Here is a 15,431-nt window from a genome sequence, read left to right as displayed (position 1 = left end):
TGTCCCGGACCATGACTTACTCGCTCGCCACCACCTACACCCGGGAACTCGAAATCCGCAAGAGCCGCTTCATCGCATTCGCGATTCCCGTCGAAGACCGCGACGCCGCGATGCAGGCGCTGCAACAGCTGCGCGACGCGCATCCGGCCGCGACGCACGTCTGCTGGGCGCTGCTCGCGGGCGGACAGTCGGGGATGTCGGACGACGGCGAGCCGTCGGGCACCGCAGGCCGGCCGATCCTCGAAGTGCTGCGCCATCACGATCTGGACGGCGTGCTCGGGGCGGTGGTGCGCTACTACGGCGGCGTGAAGCTCGGCGCGGGCGGCCTGGTGCGGGCATACACCGATGCGATCGCATCGACGCTGCTCGATGCCGAGCGCGTCGAACGGATTCACTACACGCGGCTCGCGATCGAAATCGGCTATCCGGACGAGGCGCGCGTGCGGCGCTGGATCGAACAGGCCGGTTACACGCTCGTCGACAGCGCGTACGGCATGACGGTGCGGCTCGTCATCAAGCTCCCCGAAACCGCCGCCGCCGCGGCCAAAACGGCGTTGTTCGACCTGACGCAGGGCCGCTCGGGCTTCCCGGCGCTGTGACGCAGGCGGCCGCGCGCGGCGGCCTGCGAATGCTCAATACACCTCGGGGACGATCATGCTGTCCGGCACCTGACGACGGATGTAATCCTCGTGATGCTCGCGCTGCGGCAGATCGATCGTCGGGCGCGGCACCTCGTGATACGGCACCTGGGTCAGCAGATGGTGGATGCAGTTCAGCCGCGCGCGCTTCTTGTCGACGGCCTGCACGACCCACCACGGCGCGTCCGGGATGTGCGAACGCTGCAGCATCTCCTCTTTCGCGGCCGTGTAGGCTTCCCAGCGGCGACGGCTCTCGAGATCCATCGGGCTCAGCTTCCACTGCTTCAGCGGATCCTCGATGCGGCTCTGGAAGCGCAGCTCCTGCTCGGGGTCGGTGATCGAGAACCAGTACTTGACGATCTGAATCCCGCTGCGCACGAGCATCTTCTCGAACTCGGGCACCGAGCGGAAGAACTCCTCGTATTCGTCGTCGGTACAGAAGTTCATCACACGCTCGACGCCCGCGCGGTTGTACCAGCTGCGATCGAACAGCACGATCTCGCCGCCGGCCGGCAGATGCGCGACGTAGCGCTGGAAATACCATTGCGTGCGCTCGCGGTTGTTCGGCGCCGGCAGCGCGGCGACGCGGCATACGCGCGGATTCAGCCGCTGCGTGATGCGCTTGATCACGCCGCCCTTGCCGGCCGCGTCGCGCCCCTCGAAGATCACGACGAGCCGGTGCCCGGTGCTGACGACCCAGTCCTGCAGCTTGACGAGCTCACCCTGCAGCCGGAACAGCTCGCGGAAATACTGCTTGCGTACTTCGCGCCGCTCCGGCGAAAACAGCAGATCGTCGGCATTGTCGAAGCGGCGATCGTCGAGCTCCATTTCGAGCTCTTCGTCGTACGCGTCGACGAGATCTTCCTCCAGACGGCGGCGGCGGTCCTCGCGCGCTTCCGGAGCGGTGAAGTCGTCGGTCTCGGTGCGGTTGTCGTTGTCGCCCATGGGGCCTCCTTCCATCAATTGACGCAAGCAAACGCTTCCATTATCCCAGCGTCGCGCGTCAAATTGATGAAAAAGGGGCCGGTCCGCCGGCGGACCGGCCCGCGCCGTCAGCGGATGATGCGCGTGACGCCGCGCCCGCGCGGGTCGGCCATCGCTTCGGGCGTCCTGCCGTCGATCTTGATCACCTGGATGTCGCCGCTGAAATCCTGCCCCTTCAGCGTATAGCCGCGCGCTTCGAGCTGTGCCGCCAGTTCGCCTTCGATCGGGCGATACGGCTCCCAGTAGATCGTATTCGGCGGCAGCAGCTGATGATGAAAGCGCATCGCGGCCACCGCGTCCTTCAGCGGCATCCTGAAGTCGTAGATGTTGTTGATCACCTGGAAGATCGACGTGAAGATCCGCGAGCCGCCCGGCGTGCCGATCACGAGCGACACCTTGCCGTTCTTCGTCATGATCGTCGGCGACATCGACGACAGCGGGCGCTTGTTCGGCTCGATCGCATTCGCGTCGCTGCCGACCACGCCGAACATGTTCGCGACGCCGGGCTTCGCGGAGAAGTCGTCCATCTCGTCGTTCAGCACGATGCCGGTGCCGTCGGCGATCACGCCCGAACCGAAATAGCCGTTGATCGTGTACGTGTTCGACACCGCGTTGCCCCACTTGTCGACGACCGAGAAGTGGGTCGTCTCGGCCTTCTCCGGCATCGACGTGCCGAGGCCCGGCTGGACGCTCTTCGTATCGCTGATCCGCGACGGGTTCACCTCGGCCGCGCGCTTCGCGAGATACGCGTCGTCGATCAACCGCGCGATGGGCACCTTGTAGAAGTCGGGATCGCCGAGATACTGCGCGCGATCGGCGAACACGCGCTTCTCGATTTCGGCGACGAGGTGAATGTACTGCGGCGAGTTGAGCTTCACGCCGGCGAAGTCCTGCTTCAGGTCGGCCTTCATCTTCAGCAGCTGCACGAGGCCGATGCCGCCCGAGCTCGGCGGCGGCGCGGTGATCACGTCGTAGCCGTTCCATTTCGCCTGCACCGGCTGGCGCCACACCGCGCGGTATTGCGCGAGATCCTCGGTGGTGATGAGCCCGTTGCCGTCGCCGGTCTTCATCGACGCGGCGATCAGCTCAGCCGTCTTGCCCTTGTAGAAGCCGTTCGCGCCGTCGTTCGCGATGCGTGCGAGCACGTCGGCGAGATCGGGCTGCTTGAAGTTCTCGCCGGCCTTCATCGTCGAGAAGTACTTGTCGAAGTTGGTCTTGCCGCCGAACTCCTTCGATGCGTCGACGCCGCGCTGCGCGAGCTGCTCGTCGACGACGAAGCCGTCGCGCGCATAGTGGATCGCCGGCGCGAGCACCTGCTTCCATTTGAGCTTGCCGAAGCGCTTCTGCGCTTCCCACATGCCGGCCACGGTGCCCGGCACGCCGGCCGCGCGCGGGCCGTAGAGGCTCATGCCCTCGACGACGTTGCCGTTCTTGTCGAGGTACATGTCCTTGGTCGCGGCGAGCGGCGCGCGCTCGCGGTAGTCGATGAAGTACGGCTTGCCGTCCTTGTAGATCGTCATGAAGCCGCCGCCGCCGATGTTGCCGGCCTCGGGATACGTGACGGCGAGCGTGAAGGCGATCGCCACGGCCGCGTCGATCGCATTGCCGCCTTCCTTGAAGATCTGCTCCGCAGCGTCCGCGCTGTACTTGTCGGCCACCGCCACCGCCGAGCTCGTCAGCAGCGCCGGCTGGGGCGCCTTCGCCCAGGCCGGCGCGGCCGGCACGAAGCCGAGGCCCGCTGCCGTTACCAGCACCGCGGCGGATGATTTGAACCGGTTCAGCGTAGTCATTGGATGTTCCCCATGTTGAGTTGCGGGGGGCCGGGATCAGGCCCTGATCCGCTTATAGCCGCAGCCGCGGCGGCGCCGATATGTCGATTTCGTAGTCGAGATGGGAATATGCAGGAAGAAGTCGTCGGTGGCTACGGATTGCGATGGGCTGTGTGGGGTTGGGTACATGTTGGCGGGCGGTGAGCGCGAAGTGTGGGCGCGGGTCGGGGCGCGGCTGGCGAGTGCCGTTTGCCGTTTGCCGTTTGCCGAGTGCCGTCTGCCGAGTGCCGTCTGCCGAGTGCCGTCTGCCGTCTGCCGAGTGCCGTCTGCCGAGTGCCGTCTGCCGAGTGCCGTCTGCCGTCTGCCGTCTGCCGAGTGCCGTCTGCCGAGTGCCGTCTGCCGAGTGCCGTCTGCCGAGTGCCGTCTGCCGAGTGCCGTCTGCCGAGTGCCGTCTGCCGAGTGCCGTCTGCCGAGTGCCGTCTGCCGAGTGCCGTCTGCCGAGTGCCGTCTGCCGAGTGCCGTCTGCCGAGTGCCGTCTGCCGAGTGCCGTCTGCCGAGTGCCGTCTGCCGAGTGCCGTCTGCCGAGTGCAAAAAATCCGCGCGCGAATCGCCCGCTACGCGGGCCGATCTGCGAAGATAGCGCCCCGCTTTCGCGTGCGATCCCGCCCGCCCGGATCGCACGCTTCACGTTTTTTCGTTTCGTCTCGTATGGCATCACACAATGCGCATCATGCGTCGGGATTCGCAGCCGGCGTCGCCGCCGCCGTTCTCGTCGTGCAAACCGGCGCCAGCGGCCCTTGGCATGCGGGCCTGTTCGCAGCATTCGCGGCTGGCGTCGTCGGCGGCACCGCGCCCGACTGGCTCGAAGTCGCGTGGTGGACGCGCAAGCGCCGCCTGTGGATCACGCACCGCACCATCACGCACTGGGGCATCGCCTGGGTTGCGCTGCTCGCGCTCGGCTGGCACGGCCTCACCCATCGTCCGCATCCGCTGTGGGCCGCGCCGCTGTTCGGCTTCGCGTGCGGCGGCGTGATGCATCTGCTCGCCGACTGGCCCAATCCGCTCGGCGTGCCGTGGATCTGGCGGCGTCACTCGCTGAATCTCTGGAAGAGCGGCCACTGCGATCTGCTCGTCGTCGCAGCCGCATGGGGCGGCACGCTTTGGCTCACGCAGTCGCTGTGGACGCGCACGCCGTTGCTCGAGCACTGGCTCGGCTGGTTGCAGCGCGTGTAGGCGCGTTCGGCGCGTCGGTCTCGTCGGTCTCGTCGGTCTCGTCGGTCTCGTCGGTCTCCTCGGTCTCCTCGGTCTCCTCGGTCGCGTCGGTCGCATCGGTCGCATCGGTCGCATCGGTCGCATCGGTCGCATCGGTCGCATCGGTCGCATCGGTCGCATCGGTCGCATCGGTCGAATCGGTCGAATCGGTCGAATCGGTCGAATCGGTCGAATCGGTCTCGTCGGTCTCGTCGGTCTCATTGGCCGCACGAGCCGCACGTGCACCCGCAAGCAGCTCGCCCGGCCGGCCGCTCCCAGCGCCATTCACACAACAACACAGCCTCCCCCAACCACCCGCCCCCCGTAACCCACCGGCGCCATCCCCACGCGCGCCTATTGAAACCCCGCCGGCGCACCTCATCTGCATTCCTGAAGCGCGCGTCTGCCGCGCCGCCCACGCCCGACACGCGCACGCGACGTCTGGCACACTGACGATGCGCGTCGCCGTTCGCGCGCCCGCTCGCTCGCACCCCATTTCAACGCACCGATGGACGTCACCGCCACCCGCCCCGCCCAAGCGCTCGACGCGTTCCACCCGGCCGTCGCCGCGTGGTTCCGCCGCACGTTCGCCGCGCCGACCGGCGCGCAGGCGCTCGCGTGGCCGCACATCAAGGCGGGCCGCTCGACGCTGGTCGCCGCGCCGACCGGCTCGGGCAAGACGCTCACCGCGTTCCTGTGCGCACTCGACGATCTCGTGCGCGACGCGCTCGCCCACGATGGCGCGCTGCCCGACGCGACGCTCGTCGTCTACGTGTCGCCGCTGAAGGCGCTGTCGAACGACATCCACGTGAACCTCGACGCGCCGCTCGCCGGCATCGCCGAGTCACTCGCCCGCCTCGGCCTGCCGGTGCCGGCGATCCGCACTGCGGTGCGCACCGGCGACACCACGCAGTCCGAGCGCGCCGCGCTGCGCAAACGCGCGCCGCACATCCTCGTGACGACGCCGGAGTCGCTGTACGTGCTGCTGTCGTCGACGTCCGGGCGGCAGATGCTGTCGAGCGTGCGTTCGGTGATCGTCGACGAGATCCACGCGCTCGCGTCGTCCAAACGCGGCAGCCATCTCGCGCTGTCGCTGGAGCGCCTCGACGCGCTGACGGGCCGCGCGCTGCCGCGCATCGGGCTGTCGGCCACGCAAAAGCCGATCGAGGCGGTCGCGCGCTTCCTGGTCGGCGGCCCGGCCGACGCGCCGCGCGACTGCACGATCGTCGATACTGGCCACACGCGCGAACGCGACCTCGCGCTCGAACTGCCGAACGTGCCGCTCGAACCGGTGATGGCGACCGACGTGTGGGACCAGGTGTACGACCGCATCGCCGCGCTCGCGGCCGCGCATCGCACGACGCTCGTATTCGTGAACACGCGGCGCACCGCCGAACGCATGGCGCGCCATCTCGCGGAGCGTCTCGGCAAGGACGCGATCGCCGCGCATCACGGCAGTCTCGCGAAGGAACACCGCTTCGAGGCCGAACAGCGGCTGAAGCGCGGCGAGCTGAAGCTGCTCGTCGCGACCGCGTCGCTCGAACTGGGCATCGACATCGGCGACGTCGATCTCGTCTGCCAGGTCGGCTCGCCGCGCGGCATCGCGCCGTTCCTGCAACGCGTCGGCCGCTCGGGCCACCACGTCGGCGGCGTGCCGAAGGGCCGCCTGTTTCCGCTGTCGCGCGACGAGCTGGTCGAATGCGCGGCGCTGCTCGACTGCGTGCGGCGCGGCGAGCTCGACACGCTGCGCATTCCCGAAGCGCCGCTCGACGTGCTCGCCCAGCAGATCGTCGCCGAGGTCGCCTGCACGCCGTGGCAGGAAGATGCGTTGTACGCGGCCTTCACGCGCGCGGCGCCCTATGCGCGCCTGTCGCGCGAGCGCTTCGACGACGTGCTCAAGATGCTCGCCGAAGGCTTCACGAGCCGGCGCGGCGTGCGCGGCGCGTATCTGCATCGCGACGTGGTCGGCGGCACGGTGCGCGGCCGCCGCAACGCGATGATGACCGCGACGACGTCGGGCGGCACGATCCCCGACATGGCCGACTACGCGGTACTGCTGGAACCGCAGGGTATTCAGGTCGGCACCGTCAACGAGGATTTCGCGGTCGAGAGCCTGGCCGGCGACGTGTTCCAGCTCGGCAATCAGTCGTACCGGATCATTCGCGTCGAGACGGGCCGCGTGCGCGTCGAGGATGCGCGCGGCCAGCCGCCGAGCATTCCGTTCTGGCTCGGCGAAGCGCCGGGACGCAGCGACGAGCTGTCGGCAGCGGTCGGCCGGCTGCGCGCGCGGCTCGACGGGTTGCTCGCCGAAGGCGACCGGCTCGTGCAGGCCGGCGAACGCGAGCCCGCGCGGATCGATCGGCCGCGCGGCGCGAGTGCGAGCGCGGACGCGAACGGCGCAGCGGCCAAGTCGAAATCGAAGTCGAAGCCGATCGAAGCGTCGCGCAGCAATGCGACAGACACCGCCCTCGCCGCCGCGGAAAGCCGTCTCGCGCCGGCGCTGCGCTGGCTCGTCGACGAGCTTCGGCTATCGCCCGAAGCGGCGCGCCAGATCGTCGATTACCTCGCACGCACGCGCGCGGCGCTGGGCGCGCTGCCGACCCAGCACACGCTCGTGATGGAGCGTTTCTTCGACGAGTCGGGCGGCACGCAGCTGGTGATCCATTCGCCGTTCGGCAGCCGCATCAACCGCGCGTGGGGGCTCGCGCTGCGCAAGCGCTTCTGCCGCAGCTTCAACTTCGAACTGCAGGCGGCCGCGACCGACGACGCGATCGTCCTGTCGCTGTCGCTCGCGCACAGCTTCGCGCTCGACGAAGTGTGGCGCTACCTGCGCTCCGCCAGCGCCGAGCATGTGCTGGTGCAGGCCCTCCTCGACGCGCCGCTGTTCGGCGTGCGCTGGCGCTGGAATGCGACGACCTCGCTCGCGCTGCCGCGCTTCACCGGCGGCCGGCGCACCGCGCCGCAACTGCAGCGGATGAAGAGCGACGATCTGCTCGCGACCGTGTTCCCCGATCAGGCCGCCTGCCTCGAGAATGTCGTCGGCGAACGCGAGATCCCGCATCATCCGCTCGTCGACCAGACGCTCGACGATTGCCTGCACGACGCGATGGACACCGACGGCTGGCTCGCGCTGCTGCGCCGGATCGAAAGCGGCGAAATCGAGCTGATCGCGCGCGACCTGCCCGCGCCGTCGCCGCTCGCGGCCGAGATCCTGAACGCGAAGCCGTATGCGTTCCTCGACGATGCGCCGCTCGAGGAGCGCCGCACGCAGGCCGTGCAGTCGCGCCGCTGGAGCGACCCCGAATCCGCCGACGATCTCGGCGCGCTCGACGCCGATGCGATCGCCGCGGTGCGCGACGAAGCGTGGCCGCTCGCGCGCGATGCGCACGAAATGCACGACGCGCTGCTCACGCTCGCGTGCGTCGCCGACAGCGAGGCGAACGTGCACGACGGCTGGCCCGCATGGCTCGCGGCGCTCGCCGAACACCGTCGCGCGACGCGCTGCGTCACGCCCGACGGCCATGTGCTGTGGGTGCCGGTCGAACGTCTGGTGTGCATGCGCGCGCTGCATCCCGACGCACGTTTCAGCCCCGCGCTGAAGGTGCCCGCGGCGTGCGCGCAGCCGTGGGAAGCGGACGCGGCGCTCGTCGACGTGATCCGTGCGCGGCTCACCGGCTTCGGGCCGCTGACGGTCGGCGCGATCGCCGAGCCGCTCGGCCTGCCGCCCGCGTCGGTCGAGACGGCGCTCGCCGCGCTGGAGCGCGAGGGCTACGTGATGCGCGGCCGCTTCACGCCCGGCGCGACGAACGACGAATGGTGCGAACGCCACCTGCTCGCCCGGATTCATCGCTATACGGTCAAGCGCTTGCGCCGCGAGATCGAGCCGGTCGAGCGCGCGGATTTCATGCGGTTCCTGTTGCACTGGCAGCACCTGACGCCCGACACGCGCGGCACGGGCCGCGATGCGCTCGCGGCGGTCGTCGAGCAGCTCGAAGGCTACGAGGCGGCGGCCGGCGCCTGGGAAGACGCGCTGCTGCCTGCGCGCCTGACCGACTACACGGCCGGCGGCCTCGACGAGCTGTGCCGCTCGGGCAAGCTCGTGTGGACGCGCATCGGCGCACCGGCACGCGCGGCCGGCACGCCGGTGAAGACCACGCCGGTCGTGCTGCTGCCGCGCCGCCACCTGCGCGCATGGCAGGCGCTGCGCGACCCCGACGCGCAACCGGCGTTGTCCGCGCGCGCGACGCAGGTACGCGACGCGCTCGTCGCCCATGGCGCGATGTTCTTCGACGCGCTGCTCGACGAGTTGCACATGCTCCCCGTCGAGCTCGAGCAGGCGCTCGGCGAGCTGGTGTCTGCCGGCCTCGTGAATGCGGACAGCTTCGCCGGGCTGCGCGCGCTGCTGAAGCCGGCGGTCAAGCGCAGCGCGACGTATGCGCCGCGCACGCGGCGCGGCGGCGCATTGATCGGCGGGATGGACGATGCGGGCCGCTGGGCGCTCGTGCAGCGCGGCGCGGTGCCGGACGATGCCCCGGCGCCCGCGCCGAAGCGCGGCGCAACGGCGACCGATCCCGATGCGCTCGAGCACATCGTGTGGACGCTGCTGCGCCGCTATGGCGTGGTGTTCTGGCGGCTGCTCGAGCGCGAGGCCGACTGGCTGCCGAGCTGGCGCGAGCTCGTGCGCGTGCTGCAACGGCTCGAGGCGCGCGGCGAGATTCGCGGCGGCCGCTTCGTCGCCGGCATCGCGGGCGAGCAGTTCGCGCTGCCGGAAGCGATCCCGGTCCTGCGTGAAGTGCGCCGGCAGCCGGGCGACGGGCAGTACGTGTGCGTGACCGGCGTCGACCCGCTGAACCTTGCCGGCACGCTGCTGCCCGGCGACAAGGTGCCGGCGCTCGCCGGCAATCGCGTGCTGTTCCGCGACGGCGTGCCGATCGCCTCGCTCGTCTCGGGCACGTTCCACTACGCGGCCGACCTGATGCCCGCCGCGCGCGAGGATGCGCGGCTGCGGCTCGCGCGCCGCCACTGACACAGGCTGACACGCCGCAGACCGCGGACTACTGAACGCCGCGCCGTTTCGCCATGCCGGTTCGGGTAGCATCGAACGACTCGACGCGCGCCCGACCGCGCGCCTCCCACGCGTTCCGGAGACTGCCTTTCATGCCCTCGCATGCCGATTCGCCTGCCGTCCATCACGCAGGCTCGTTGACGATTTTCCAGGGCGCCGCGCTGTATATCGGCGCGGTGCTCGGCACCGGCGTCATTGCGTTGCCGGCGCTCGCCGCCGAGGTCGCCGGGCCGGCCTCGCTGCTCGCGTGGGCGGGGCTCGTCGTGCTGTCCGGACCGCTCGCGGCGACCTTCGCCGCACTCGGCGCGCGCTATCCCGACGCGGGCGGCGTGTCCACCTACGCGCGCCGCGCGTTCGGGCCGAAGGCCGCGGCGATCGTCGGCTGGTGTTTCTATTTCGCGGTGCCGGCCGGCGCACCGGCCGCCGCGATGTTCGGCGGCGCATACGTGGCGGCCGTGATCGGCGGCGGGCATACGACCGTCGTGGTCACGGCCGCCGCGCTGATCGCCGCCGTATCGGCCGCGAATGCGTTCGGCGTCACGGTGTCGGGCCGCATGCAGCTCGTGTTGTCGGCGTTGCTCGTCACGCTGTTGCTCGCCGCCGTGCTCGCGTCCGCGCCGCATGCGCGCCCGGAGAATCTGCAGCCGTTCGCGCCGCACGGCTGGCTCGCGGTCGGCCAGGCCGCGGCGCTGCTGGTGTGGAGCTTCGCGGGCTGGGAGGCGATCACGCACCTCGCCGCCGAATTCCGCCGGCCGGCGCACGACATGCCGCGCTCGGCCGGCATCGCCGTCGTGGTGGTCGGGTTCCTGTATCTGTCGGTCGCCGCGGCCAGCGTGACGGTGCTCGGCCCGTCGGCCGGCGCGTCGGGCGCGCCGCTCGCGGAACTGATCGCGGGCGGCATCGGCGGCCATGCGCAGGTGCTGGCCGCGGCCGCGGCGCTGCTGCTCACGCTCGGGACGATGAACGCGTATTTCGCCGGCGCGGCGAAGCTCGGGGCCGCGCTCGGGCGCGACGGCGCACTGCCCGCGTGGCTCGCGCAAGGCAGTCAGGTGGGCGGCGTGCCGCGCCGCAGCCTCGGCGTGATCGCGGCGCTGGCCGCCGCCGCGCTGGCCGCGACCGCGTTCTCCGACGTCGGGCCGAAACCGCTCGTGCTCGTCACGTCGGGCTGCTTCGTGATGGTGTACGGGCTCGGCGCCGCCGCCGCGCTGAAGCTGCTGCCACGTGCGAGCGCCGCGTATCGCTGCGCGTGGGTTTCGCTGATCGCCGTGGCCGGGCTGTTTCTGACGACCGGTTGGTATTTGTTCTTCCCGTTGCTGCTGGCGGGCGCGGCGCTGCTTTATCTGCGGCTCGCGCGACGGCGCGCGTGACCGGCGCACTAACGTGCACTAACGCGCATTCGTGCGCGAGGCGCGGCAGCGTGCCGCGTTGCGTCGCCGCACGGCGCGTCGCCGATCGAATCTGTCGGCGCAACGAATCACCCCGATGACGTGAGGCCGGCGCTGAAGCCGCTGCCGGCGCCAGCCGCATCGCCGACCGGACGCTTCGCCGCGAACGACGACACCCGGCACCGCGCACCGGCCAGCCCAACTCAGCGCTCGCGGCGCCCCGGCTTGCGTGCAGCGCGCGGCGCGCGGCTCGCCTGCACGTCGCGCAACCGTGTGCGAGCGATCTCGCGCAGCGCGTCGATCAGCGTCCGGGCCACGGGCGACGGCTGAGCATCGGTGCGCAGCACGAGCCCGACCGGTTCGTCGGCACCGGCCGACGGCAACGGCAAGCGCGCGAGCGTACCGGCCGCGAGATCATATTCGGCCGCGTAGAGCGGCACGAACCACACCGCGTCGTTCTCGAGCGCAAGCGCGCGCGCGACCGACACCGACAACACCTCGATGAACGAATCGAGCGGCGGCGCGCCGCATGCGCCGAGCACCTGCTCGGCCGACTGGCGGATCAGCGTGCCGAACGGCGGCAGCACGACCGGATAGCGCGCCAGTTCGGCGGCCGGCGCGGCGCTGGCGAGCAGCGGATGGCCGGCGCGCACGACCGCGACCAGCGGCTCGTTGTACAACTGCTCGAAGGCGAGCCCGATCATCCGCTCGGGCTCCGACAGACGCCCGATCGCGCATTCGATCGCCCCCGCCTTCAACCGCTCCAGCAGCTCGGCATTCGCGGCCGTCGCGATCCGCACGACGACGCGCGGCCAGCGCGCGGCCAACGCCTTCATCAACGCGGGCGCGAGCGATGCGGCGACCGTCGGCAGCATGCCGATTTCGAGCGTCGCCGCAGCAGCCCCGCCCTCGCGCGCGAGCAGTCCGACGCCCTGCCGCAGCGCGAGCACGCACGCGTTCGCATGCGGGATGAACAGTTGCGCTTCGCGGGTCGGTTGCGCGCCGTGCCGCCCGCGCTCGAACAGCTTCACGCCGAGGATCGCCTCCAGTTCGGCGATCGTCTTCGACACGGCCGGCTGCGTGATCGACAGACTTTCGGCCGCCTTCTGCACGCCGCCCAGTTGCGCGACCGCGAGAAAACACTGCAGGTGCCGGAACTTGACGCGGCCGTCCGCGATACGGTTATTCATAACGGGCAGTTATACGAATGACGATGTAGCGCCATTTTGCATAACTTTCCGGAAAGACCCAAGCGCGTGGAGGCAGCGTTACCCATGACGCCGCAGCGCGTGGAAACCGGTCGGCTCCCAGATGCGCTTCGCGATCAGCAGGCCAGTTCCGCGCTTCTGCCCGAGCGGCGCCGACGACGACTCCGCATGCAGCGCCGCCGCCTTGCTGCCGAGCCGCCGCAGTTCCTGCTCGAGTTCCGCCGCGGCCGCGTCGGTCAGCATCCCTTGCGAGAACATCATCGTCTCGCCCGGCCCGTCGAAGCGGCTGCCGAGAAAATCGTCGAGCACGTGCGCGTGGAAATACCGGCGAATCGGCCCGCCCGGCAGCCAGTCGAAATCGCGGGCGACGCGCACGCGGATGCGGTCGCCCGGCAGCAGCGCGATCACGTTCATCCGGTCGAGCATCAGCAGGTACTTCACGCATTCGGCGTGCGTCAGGCAGTAGGCCGACACGATGTCCTGCACGGTCCAGTAATTGACCGCGCAGACGGCGACCAGCAGCAGCTTCTCGTCCGAGACCAGCAGCGCCTCCTGCTGCTCGGTCAGCACCCGCAGGCGCGGCGCGGACGCCGAGGCCTCCTGCACCAGCTCGGCCAGCGTATAGCCGAGCAGTTGCGCGATCTCGACGACGCGCTCCAGCGTGAAGCGACCGCTCGCGAACAGGCGCTTCACGCTCGTCTCGGACACGTCGAGCGCACGCGCGACGTCGCGATAGGTCATTCCATGCGCCTTCAACAGGCGCTTCAACGTGTGGATGAGTTGGGCGGTTTCGGTCATTCCAGTATCGAAAAATGATGCTCCAGGTCGGATATTAGGCTACCGGCGCATCCGCGTGAGCACTTTGGGTTACTCGTCTGCATAATCCGCTCCGTGCTGTCACCCACCGACGGAGCCGCGATGAACACCCGAACCGACGCCCCTGCCTTCGAGCCGCATCACCCCGCGCCGCGCGCCGCGCGCGACACCGAGCGCATGCTGCCGCTCGCCACGCTGCGCACGCTGGCGGCCGGCGCGCACGTCGGCGATCTGCTGTTCATCCGCGCGCCGTCCCGCAAGCCGGGCGCCGCGGCCGACCACGGCGGCTCGTGGGCCGACCGGTTCGGCATCGTCGTCGATACGTCCGGCGACGAGCCGCTGATCGCCGAACCCGCCTGGGCGCGTACGAAGCTCACGCCGCTGTCGCGTTTCGTCGCCCGGGCCGACGGCGGCCGCATCGCACTGGCGCGCCGCGTCGCGGCCGCGACTGCCGACGCGCAGCGCAGCGTGCACGCGCTGGCCGAACAGCGGATCGATGTGCTGCTCGGCGGCCGCTTCGGCTTGCTGGCGGGGCGCGGGTTCTGCGCCAACTACGTCGCCGACGTGATCGGCGCCGACCGCGCGGCGACGGCCGCCGCGCTACTGCGCAGCGGCCGGCTGTCGGTCGAGTTCGACGGGATCGTGTTCGATCCCGCCCGCCCGTAACGGCGAACCGCGCGGCGCGCGGGGAGACCTTCGAACAACAACAAGAAGAACCGACAAAAAGCAGCGACGGGCGGGCTGGAGGGCCGTGCACGGAGTCGTCACCGACGATGCGACGCCCGATCGCTTTCTCCGCCGGACGGATCTTCTGTCCGGCGGATCTTTCATTGGGCGGCCGACCATAACTCCCGGTTATGCAATTCGCGAAAAAAGGTCATTTTTCATAACTTTCCGGATTAGCTAAAGTCCTGCCATCCACTCACGCGAAATAACCCAACAGGAGACGCCCGATGGATTCCCCCACGATTCTCACGCCGCGCGACTGGCCGTCGCATCCCGCGTATGTCCATCCCGACTACCGTTCGTCGGTCAAGCGCGGCCCGACGCGCCCGATGATCCCGCTGAAGGAGCGGCTGCGCGACCAGTACGCGCCCGTCTACGGCGCGGAAGATCTCGGCCCGCTCGACCACGACCTGACGAAGAACGCGGTGAAGAACGGCGAACCGCTCGGCGAGCGCATCGTCGTCACGGGCCGCGTGCTCGACGAGGGCGGCAAACCGGTGCGCAACACGCTCGTCGAAGTGTGGCAGGCGAACGCGGCCGGCCGCTACGTGCACAAGGTCGACCAGCACGACGCGCCGCTCGATCCGAACTTCCTCGGCGCGGGCCGCTGCATGACCGACGCCGAAGGCCGCTACCGCTTCCTGACGATCAAGCCCGGCGCCTATCCGTGGGGCAACCATCCGAACGCGTGGCGTCCGAATCACATCCACTTCTCGCTGTTCGGCGACTACTTCGGCTCGCGCCTCGTCACGCAGATGTACTTCCCCGGCGACCCGCTGCTCGCGTACGACCCGATCTTCCAGGGCACGCCGGAGGCCGCGCGCGATCGCCTGATCTCGCGCTTCTCGCTCGACACCACCGAAGAAGGCCATGCGCTCGGCTACGAATTCGACATCGTGCTGCGCGGCCGTGACGCTACCCCGATGGAGCGCTGAACCATGACGACGCTGAAGCAAACCCCTTCGCAAACCGTCGGCCCGTACTTCGCGTACGGCCTGTGCCCGCAGCAATACGGTTACGACCTGAAGAGCCTGTTCACGCCGACGATCGCCGCACCGCATGCCGACGGCGAGCACGTGCTGCTGGTCGGGCAGGTGTTCGACGGCGACGGCAACGTCGTCAGCGACGCGATGCTCGAATTCACGCAGGTGGACGGCGCCGGCCGCTTTCCGGCATCGCGCGACGACGTCGCGAAGTCCGGCTTCACGGGCTTCGCGCGGGTCGGCACGGGCACCGATGCGCAGCACCGCTTCGTCGTCGAGACGGTGAAGCCCGGCCGCATCGCCGCCGACGAAGCGCCGCACATCAACGTGACGGTGATGATGCGCGGGATCCTCACGCATGCGTTCACGCGCGTGTATTTCGACGACGAAGCCGCGGCGAACGCGACCGATCCGGTGTTGAACCTGGTGCCCGCCGAGCGTCGCGCGACGCTGGTGGCGAAGCGCGACGCGCAGCCGGGGCGCCCGGTCGTGTATCGGTTCGACGTCCGCATGCAGGGGCCGGACGAAACCGTGTTCTTCGACGTGTAATTGCGCCGGCCGGTATCGGCCGGTCGATCACACCGGACCGCCGGGTCGACGCGCCGC

General features: G+C 69.8%; 12 protein-coding genes. 7 read left to right on the top strand and 5 right to left on the bottom strand.

Features of this window, described 5'->3' with window-relative positions; translation table 11 throughout:
* The first annotated feature begins 11 nt into the window (after positions 1-11).
* Positions 12-599 carry an IMPACT family protein gene (locus MBR110_RS17695; RefSeq protein ID WP_011882035.1) on the top strand — a complete coding sequence of 196 codons (588 nt, stop codon included), beginning with the start codon at positions 12-14 and terminating at the stop codon, positions 597-599.
* Positions 600-632: 33 nt separating this feature from the next.
* Here MBR110_RS17695 and ppk2 read toward each other — a convergent pair whose 3' ends face one another.
* Together ppk2 and ggt are read right to left on the bottom strand one after the other, a co-directional pair.
* Positions 633-1,583: a polyphosphate kinase 2 gene (gene ppk2 / locus MBR110_RS17690; protein WP_014725030.1), complete on the bottom strand. Its 951-nt coding sequence runs from the start codon at positions 1,581-1,583 to the stop codon at positions 633-635.
* Positions 1,584-1,690: 107 nt separating this feature from the next.
* Positions 1,691-3,412 carry a gamma-glutamyltransferase gene (gene ggt, locus MBR110_RS17685; protein WP_126220821.1) on the bottom strand — a complete coding sequence of 574 codons (1,722 nt, stop codon included), beginning with the start codon at positions 3,410-3,412 and terminating at the stop codon, positions 1,691-1,693.
* A 687-nt stretch (positions 3,413-4,099) separates the two neighbouring features.
* Here ggt and MBR110_RS17680 point away from each other — a divergent pair.
* Complete coding sequence (locus MBR110_RS17680; protein WP_011882032.1) at positions 4,100-4,624, top strand: metal-dependent hydrolase; 525 nt, start codon at positions 4,100-4,102, stop codon at positions 4,622-4,624.
* Here MBR110_RS17680 and MBR110_RS31985 read toward each other — a convergent pair.
* Positions 4,557-4,931: a hypothetical protein gene (locus tag MBR110_RS31985; protein WP_220138107.1), complete on the bottom strand. Its 375-nt coding sequence runs from the start codon at positions 4,929-4,931 to the stop codon at positions 4,557-4,559. The two genes, MBR110_RS17680 and MBR110_RS31985, sit on opposite strands and share 68 nt — an antisense overlap.
* A 219-nt stretch (positions 4,932-5,150) precedes the next feature.
* On the opposite strand from MBR110_RS31985, the gene MBR110_RS17670 reads away from it, so the two are divergent.
* Both MBR110_RS17670 and MBR110_RS17665 read left to right on the top strand, forming a co-directional pair.
* Positions 5,151-9,668: a DEAD/DEAH box helicase gene (locus MBR110_RS17670; protein ID WP_181709446.1), complete on the top strand. Its 4,518-nt coding sequence runs from the start codon at positions 5,151-5,153 to the stop codon at positions 9,666-9,668.
* 131 nt (positions 9,669-9,799) lie between these two features.
* Complete coding sequence (locus MBR110_RS17665; protein WP_059604765.1) at positions 9,800-11,074, top strand: APC family permease; 1,275 nt, start codon at positions 9,800-9,802, stop codon at positions 11,072-11,074.
* 221 nt (positions 11,075-11,295) lie between these two features.
* On the opposite strand, the gene pcaQ is transcribed toward MBR110_RS17665, so the two are convergent.
* The gene (gene pcaQ, locus MBR110_RS17660; RefSeq protein ID WP_011882029.1) at positions 11,296-12,282 is read right to left on the bottom strand and encodes a pca operon transcription factor PcaQ; all 987 of its coding nucleotides are present in this window, start codon (positions 12,280-12,282) and stop codon (positions 11,296-11,298) included.
* A gap of 78 nt (positions 12,283-12,360) precedes the next feature.
* A complete protein-coding gene (locus tag MBR110_RS17655; RefSeq protein ID WP_011882028.1) occupies positions 12,361-13,098 on the bottom strand; it encodes a helix-turn-helix domain-containing protein in 738 nt (245 codons plus the stop codon).
* Between the two features lie 120 nt (positions 13,099-13,218).
* Here MBR110_RS17655 and MBR110_RS17650 point away from each other — a divergent pair, with 120 nt between their 5' ends.
* The 3 genes from MBR110_RS17650 (at position 13,219) to pcaG (ending at position 15,374) form a co-directional block, all read left to right on the top strand.
* Positions 13,219-13,782, top strand: coding sequence for a YiiX/YebB-like N1pC/P60 family cysteine hydrolase (locus tag MBR110_RS17650; protein WP_059735714.1), 564 nt, complete (start codon positions 13,219-13,221; stop codon positions 13,780-13,782).
* Between the two features lie 287 nt (positions 13,783-14,069).
* Positions 14,070-14,777, top strand: a complete 708-nt coding sequence (gene pcaH, locus MBR110_RS17645) for a protocatechuate 3,4-dioxygenase subunit beta (protein ID WP_014725036.1) — start codon at positions 14,070-14,072, stop codon at positions 14,775-14,777.
* 3 nt (positions 14,778-14,780) lie between these two features.
* A complete protein-coding gene (gene pcaG, locus MBR110_RS17640) occupies positions 14,781-15,374 on the top strand; it encodes a protocatechuate 3,4-dioxygenase subunit alpha (RefSeq protein ID WP_059735713.1) in 594 nt (197 codons plus the stop codon).
* Positions 15,375-15,431: the final 57 nt, after the last annotated feature.

The organism is Burkholderia sp. MBR-1 (genome assembly GCF_013822785.1).
GTDB classification, from domain to species: Bacteria; Pseudomonadota; Gammaproteobacteria; order Burkholderiales; family Burkholderiaceae; genus Burkholderia; species Burkholderia vietnamiensis.
The sequence above is the reverse complement of the archived record's forward strand: the minus strand, read 5'-3'. Positions and strand labels throughout refer to the sequence as shown.

Bases quoted from the DNA above. Each gene is read 5' to 3' on its own strand.
- MBR110_RS17695 (WP_011882035.1), top strand. From the start codon at position 12: ATGACTTACTCGCTCGCCACCACCTACACCCGGGAACTCGAAATCCGC.
- ppk2 (WP_014725030.1), bottom strand. From the start codon at position 1,583: ATGGGCGACAACGACAACCGCACCGAGACCGACGACTTCACCGCTCCG.
- ggt (WP_126220821.1), bottom strand. From the start codon at position 3,412: ATGACTACGCTGAACCGGTTCAAATCATCCGCCGCGGTGCTGGTAACG.
- MBR110_RS17680 (WP_011882032.1), top strand. From the start codon at position 4,100: ATGGCATCACACAATGCGCATCATGCGTCGGGATTCGCAGCCGGCGTC.
- MBR110_RS17670 (WP_181709446.1), top strand. From the start codon at position 5,151: ATGGACGTCACCGCCACCCGCCCCGCCCAAGCGCTCGACGCGTTCCAC.
- MBR110_RS17665 (WP_059604765.1), top strand. From the start codon at position 9,800: ATGCCCTCGCATGCCGATTCGCCTGCCGTCCATCACGCAGGCTCGTTG.
- pcaQ (WP_011882029.1), bottom strand. From the start codon at position 12,282: ATGAATAACCGTATCGCGGACGGCCGCGTCAAGTTCCGGCACCTGCAG.
- MBR110_RS17655 (WP_011882028.1), bottom strand. From the start codon at position 13,098: ATGACCGAAACCGCCCAACTCATCCACACGTTGAAGCGCCTGTTGAAG.
- MBR110_RS17650 (WP_059735714.1), top strand. From the start codon at position 13,219: ATGAACACCCGAACCGACGCCCCTGCCTTCGAGCCGCATCACCCCGCG.
- pcaH (WP_014725036.1), top strand. From the start codon at position 14,070: ATGGATTCCCCCACGATTCTCACGCCGCGCGACTGGCCGTCGCATCCC.
- pcaG (WP_059735713.1), top strand. From the start codon at position 14,781: ATGACGACGCTGAAGCAAACCCCTTCGCAAACCGTCGGCCCGTACTTC.